Source organism: Rhizobium acaciae (assembly GCF_025941625.1).
Classification (GTDB): Bacteria; Pseudomonadota; Alphaproteobacteria; order Rhizobiales; family Rhizobiaceae; genus Rhizobium; species Rhizobium acaciae.
On sequence record NZ_JAPCZO010000002.1, the window covers coordinates 427,220 to 433,219 of the forward strand.

Below are 6,000 nucleotides of genomic sequence, written 5' to 3' on the forward strand. Positions count from 1 at the left end.
GTGCCGAGGGAAAGAAAATCCCCGCCAGAGCGGGGCTTAGGTAGGGGGGTGGTTTCTAGGCAGGAACGCATTGTGGCGTTGCTACAACTACTTTGCATATGCTTTTTATGTGAGCAATAAATAATACTTTCTTTCCACAGGCCCGCTCAGAAATTAAGCAATATCGTACGGTTTCGCGCTGAAGGATAAAGTGACTTCAAATTACATCTATGCTTAGTATTGTTTCGTCGGCCGCTCAGCGATCATTGCTAACCCCAAGCATCGCTTCTCCTGTGCGTTGGGCGGTCATCTACATCCGAGATAATTGAATCATTGTTCACCCAATTTCTCGGAGAGATGCTGGAGTAACGTGTCATAGTTCGCTGAACTTTGGACCGCATCGACAGCCGCAGCGAGGGCAAATTGCCCGCTACAGCTCTGAATGTCGCAATGATGCTGAGAACACCCGTCACGGCATCGACCACAACATCAATATCATGGTCGGAAAGGGAGGTCAGCGCTGGAAACATCTAGATGTCCATAGATCTGTGGCCGGGGCTGTTGGACTAGTTTCGGGGATCCAGCCTGAACCTCAGATGAAGGGGAATTTGGGCAATCGCACCAGTCGTTCCTCCGTTTCGGGCCCCACGACCGCGCAAAACTTTCCTTGAGCAACGTCTTCCCGATCTCCTGGCAGTTAGCGCGGTAGATATCACCAAAAAAAGCCCCGCCTTAGGTAGGACGGGGCTAGTTGGGGTTGCGGTGGGCCGCACATTGAAGTGTAGGGTGGCTGCCATATCAAATCTCTGCACGACCCGACTCCCTACGATCGGCGGAGCCAAATTGTTCCCTCCCGACAGATTTTTTGTCGGCCTTGCGGCAGGCCATTAACTCCAGCAATTTTTCATAATACTCCTCGACCCTCCGGCATACCTCCCGGGACTGCACTTCCACTGCTAAGACATTGTTGATGGGATGGCGGATGACAAAGCCGCCAAACCCAAAACCGCTCCTGGAGGATGCTGACAAGCCGGCTCGATCCCGGCCGCGCAAGCCGCGAAATCCCGCGCAGCCAAACCTCCCCGTCGACCCTATGCCAGATCGCATCGAGCCGTGCCTTGCGCTCCTGAAGGCCAGGCCGCCGAAGGGCGACGACTGGGTCTATGAAGTCAAATGGGATGGGTATCGCCTGTCGGTTCATGTCGAGCCGAAGGGCATTCGCATCCTGACGCACACCGGCCACGACTGGACAGATCGGTTCCCGGCGATCAAACAGCCGGCGATGGCGGCGTGATCGATACACTCTAAGAAGAAGACCATGACGAAAAACACGACCGGGCCGCTTCTGGCCATCCGCCGATAACGTTCCGGCATCTTGAAAGCCGTTAATATCGAGACAGTTAATGCATGACGGGAGGAGCGCATGGAAACTTCATTTAGTGACCCATTGCCACGCGAAGCGCACCCGACACCCCGCGCGGCTGGAAAGCATGGTTCGGTCCTGAAGCAGCTCGGTCCCGGACTGATTACCGGAGCCGCCGACGACGATCCAAGCGGCATCGCGACCTACTCGCAGGCCGGAGCTCAGTTCGGTTTCAATATGCTCTGGACGATGCTGCTGACCTATCCATTGATGTCGGCGATCCAGCTCATCAGCGCCCGCATCGGCCGTGTCACGGGATGCGGCCTCGCCACCAACATCGGGGCGATATGACCCAAGCCACTGGTCGTCGGACTGGTACTGCTTCTATTCGTGGCGAACACGATTAACATCGGTGCCAACCTTGCTGCAATGGGAGCATCCACGGAACTCGCCACTGGAATACCGAGTCTTCCGGCAACCATGGTTTTCGCTGTTCTGTCCCTCACGCTGCAGATGTTCATTTCCTACGAAAGCTACGCACGATATCTCAAATGGCTGACGCTTGTGTTGTTGAGCTATGCCGCCGTTCTGTTCGTTGTCGAGATCAATTGGGTCGCGGCTTTGAAGGGCTTCATATGGCCGTCCTTTCCCTTGTCAGGCGACAGTTTAACGGTCATCGTGGCGATCCTCGGAACCACGATCAGCCCCTACCTTTTTTTCTGGCAATCGAGCCAAGAGGTCGAGGAGATTGATCGCAAGGACAGCGCAGAGCCGCTCAAGAACGACCCGAGACAGGCTCCGAAGGAACTCAAGCGGATCCGTCTCGACACCTTTGCCGGAATGGCGGTTTCCAATATCGTCGCGATCGCCATCATCATGAGCACCGCAGCCACACTCCATGCTCATGGCAAGACCGGGATTGCGTCGGCTGCCGATGTCGCCGAGGCCCTCAAGCCTCTTGCGGGCGAGTTCGCATTCGTGCTGTTCAGCCTCGGCATCATCGGGACCGGCATGCTGTCTATTCCGGTGCTTGCGGGATCCGCAGCCTATGCCTTTGGCGAGAGCCAGGACTGGAAATGTGGCCTGGAGCACAAGCCGTGGGAGGCCTATCGGTTCTATGGGGTGATCGCGGCTGCCACCCTGCTGGGACTTGGCCTCGAGTTTATGCCTAGCGATCCCATAAAAATGCTGTTTTGGAGTGCTGTTATCAACGGTTTCGTCGCCGTGCCGATCATGGTGGCAATGATGACGGTGGTCAGCCGTCACGAACGAATGAAAGAATTCACAGCCTCCAAGACCGTTTTATTCTTCGGCTGGGCCGCCACCGTTGTCATGGCGATGGCGGCGATTGCAATGATCGTTCTCAAAACATGACGTCCGCTGGAACCTCCTCGGGCTGGCGGGTTTTTACAAATGCCAATTCAATTGGCCACCTCGCGCAATAGGCCCAACCTAATGCAGCACTGAAAGCTTCGCCTGCCTCTCCAGAAGACCTTCGACGGTACCAACAAGCCTCGCGGCCCGCCGTAAGATGACCGCGCCGGTTGCGCTCACCGCGATGTCCTTGGACATCCTTTCCATACAGCCTGCCACCTCCATCATTGCCGTGCCGAGTTCGCTGCGGCCAATGCGGTCCGCCAGTCGTGCGAGGCGGCGGAGGTTCTCCACATAGCGGGAAATCACCAACAGCCGCTCTGGCATCGGATCATGGGTAGTGGTGAGACTCCCAGGTTGGGTTTGCCGGACTTTCATTTCAGCCCCCCGCATACCCCGAGCAAAGCCGCACGCGGCGACTGGTCTGCGTTTGCGACCTCTCGTCTCGCCACTCGTCGAGCTTCTTCAGTGCGTCGAGTACGTCCCTGTATCGAACTGGATGGTGGACGCCCGGCGGATGGCGTAGTTCCGGCAAGGATTCGACCGCGTGAAGGTCGGAAGCCCACGAAGCGAGAATTTCTCGTTTCTCGTCTGTCGAAAGCCGCGCTGAGACGACCTCCTCCGGGTGGTCGAAGTGTCCGTGCGTGTGAAGAATGTGCGACGCGGATATCGCGTCGACGGCGTTGTGGGGATTAGTGTGGTCAGAGCCTTTCGTTTTCATCTTGCGTCTCCTAAAAACTTCCAGCTGACGGAGCGAAAATCTCCAGGTAAAAAGGAGATTGTTTCAACGAAAACAGCGTTCAAGAGGTTTGAAGCGCGACGCTCAAAATTTTTTTTAATGTGCCTCTTGAATCAAGAAACGCTCGAGACCAGATCATTTTCGGTCGGTCGCCCGATGGGACCGACTGCAACCAGGAGACACCGAATTCCGCGTCTCCATTCCAACTCGCTTTACGGAGGATTTGGTATGAGAAACGACTTCGACTTCGCACCCCTTTATCGGTCCAGCGTCGGCTTCGACCGTGTCTTCAACCTCTTGAACAATGCGCAGCAGCGGTTGCAGGCCATCGACACCTGGCCGCCCTACGACATCGTCAAGACGGGCGAGAACGGCTATCGCATTCAGATGGCGCTCGCCGGCTTCGCCGACGCCGATCTCGAGATCACGCAAGAGCGCAACGTGCTCGTGGTGAAGGGTCAGAAGGCCGACGAAAAGGATGGTGAGTATTTACACCGCGGTATCGCCGGCCGCGCCTTCGAGCGCCGCTTCGAACTCGCCGATCACGTCAAGGTGGAGAATGCCTCCTTGACGAACGGGCTTCTCAGCATCGAGCTTAAGCGGGAGATCCCGGAAGCGATGAAGCCCCGCAAGATCGCGATCGGCAGCAGCGCGGAAACACAAGCCCCTCTGCAGATCGAAGGCGAAAAGCAGGAGGCCGCCTAGTTGAAGGAGAAGCGGGAGCGCTGTCTTGGACGGCGCCCCCGTCCATATGACCACCAGAACTGGTCTGCAAAGGGGGTGTGGATAGAAGAGCTTCGGAAGGCTGCCAAATAGGCCGCCACTGCATCGCATCGCCTTCAACTTCCGACAAAGACGGTGCAGTGGCTGCCGACCACCCTCTCAATGAACTGTCTTCGACGGCTTCTCGGCACGCGAAATGCCATCGAGCGTCGCAATAAGCTTTTCGACCTCGTTCAAGACCCGATGGAACTCGACGTCCTGCATGTTGGCGATCTCGGATATCGTCGAGGACACGGAGGCGATCAGCCTGTCGATCCAAACGCAGGGCTCGGCCGGCACTTTTGCGAGAACGTCCCGCCGATGCGTCTTGTTGCCTAACTCCAGTCAGAACCTCCCTGATGAAACGCCGCTATAAATGCGGAATCCTTTGCGTTGTAGGACACGGACAGAAATCCGAACGATCGGCGACCTCGAATCCTTGGCGATCAGCCCGTGCGCCTTCGGCGCCGTAGCTACGCCACCGGCGCTAGACACCCTGGCGCCATCTGATTGCTGCTTCCGTCCGATTGCTGGCGCCAAGCTTGGACTTAGGTCCGTCTTCCCCTCGGCGCTATCTCGCTTAAATTTTCCTCATCCTAGTTGAGAGGACACCAGGGAGGTTTTAGCGATGTTGCTGTATCCAGTCAGAACCTCCCTGGTGAAGCGCTGTCGATCCATGTTGGGCGCCGCTGGGAGTTCCCCGAGGGTAGCCTTCGTTGAAAAATTCGAGCACAGGCGCTTCATACGATTGCGGAGTGGGAAGGTGCATCTCCTGACCGACAATAGGAATAGTGTCGGCAGAATTGGGTTCGGGTGGACGAAACCGATCAACCGCTCCTCAAGCGTTCAGTGGAAGGTGGGCCTACTCGCGACGCGATGCGTTCTCGCGTTCTTGGCTGCCATAGACAACGCGTCCACTATTCTTTCGGGGCTCGCCGGTTTGGTGACGACAACTCGGCCCTCCGGATTTTCGACAAGGCCGGGGATCACGGTGAAATACACCACACCAAGTCCGAACCCGGAAAAGAGGGCGCGGGCAATGGACGGCCCGGTCAGTCCATCCCCAAGCCGGACGTCGATGATGGCGATGTCTGCTTCGGAACCGAGCTCCAGAGCCTCTGACATGTTCCCCGCTATGCCAGTGACTTCGAATCCGGCGTCGATCGCGACGTCCTCGATCACCAGAGCGATTCCCGGTTCTTCTTCTACGATGAGCAGGCGCATGTGTCGTCTCCAGAGCGACTACAAAATCGGCGCGGCGCTCTTTGGCGTCGCCAACGAAAACACTCCCCGCCACAAGCGGTTCCACGTGTAGGACTTCAGTCTGACGCATTCCCAACCAAGGTCCGAGATCCGGAAGCCTCGCTGAGATCGCGCGTCCGCTCCCTGTCCGCGACCCGCGTGGACGGAGTGTCGAAGGCCAAATCTTGACCCCAGACCCGAACGCGTCCAGTTTTTCACCAACGTGCGGCCGACATATCTACCCTCTTCTACGAAAGTAGAGGGTCTACGTCGGACCAAAGTCCGTGTGCGCCCGCAGAACAAAGTTAGAGTGTAGGCGTGTTGAAGGCGATCTTCCAGCAAATGTCGGCGGCTGGGATTTGCCCGCTCCGACTTGAATGTACGAAAACGGCAGAAATCAAAAGCAGTCCCTTCACCTGTACGAAAGTATCTTTGTGGTTGACGTGGCGAGAGATCTGCAATGCTTTCATATAAAGATGAGGATCGAGGAAACACGTTCCATTCTGACCAGCCTCTGGTCTCGGTAGTCATCCCGGCCTTC

The 6,000-nt window shown here is 56.9% G+C and carries 4 protein-coding genes and 3 pseudogenes; 3 read left to right on the forward strand and 4 right to left on the reverse strand.

What is annotated here, in order from left to right:
- Window positions 1-961 precede the first annotated feature (961 nt).
- A pseudogene (locus OLZ32_RS05800) lies at window positions 962-1,264 on the forward strand (ATP-dependent DNA ligase); the annotation flags it as partial.
- Between the two features lie 138 nt (window positions 1,265-1,402).
- A pseudogene (locus tag OLZ32_RS05805) lies at window positions 1,403-2,716 on the forward strand (NRAMP family divalent metal transporter).
- 78 nt (window positions 2,717-2,794) lie between these two features.
- Here OLZ32_RS05805 and OLZ32_RS05810 read toward each other — a convergent pair.
- Together OLZ32_RS05810 and OLZ32_RS05815 are read right to left on the reverse strand one after the other, a co-directional pair.
- On the reverse strand, window positions 2,795-3,094 hold the full coding sequence (locus OLZ32_RS05810) for a hypothetical protein (protein WP_264420092.1): 300 nt from the start codon (window positions 3,092-3,094) through the stop codon (window positions 2,795-2,797).
- A gap of 1 nt (window position 3,095) precedes the next feature.
- Entirely contained in the window at window positions 3,096-3,437 is a 342-nt protein-coding gene (locus OLZ32_RS05815; protein ID WP_264420094.1) for a hypothetical protein, read from the reverse strand.
- A 246-nt stretch (window positions 3,438-3,683) separates the two neighbouring features.
- Here OLZ32_RS05815 and OLZ32_RS05820 point away from each other — a divergent pair, with 246 nt between their 5' ends.
- Complete coding sequence (locus OLZ32_RS05820; RefSeq protein WP_003548541.1) at window positions 3,684-4,160, forward strand: Hsp20 family protein; 477 nt, start codon at window positions 3,684-3,686, stop codon at window positions 4,158-4,160.
- A gap of 177 nt (window positions 4,161-4,337) precedes the next feature.
- On the opposite strand, the pseudogene OLZ32_RS05825 reads toward OLZ32_RS05820, so the two are convergent.
- Together OLZ32_RS05825 and OLZ32_RS05830 are read right to left on the reverse strand one after the other, a co-directional pair.
- Window positions 4,338-4,547: pseudogene (locus OLZ32_RS05825) on the reverse strand (hypothetical protein); the annotation flags it as partial.
- 516 nt (window positions 4,548-5,063) lie between these two features.
- On the reverse strand, window positions 5,064-5,441 hold the full coding sequence (locus OLZ32_RS05830) for a response regulator (RefSeq protein WP_264420096.1): 378 nt from the start codon (window positions 5,439-5,441) through the stop codon (window positions 5,064-5,066).
- Window positions 5,442-6,000 lie beyond the last annotated feature (559 nt).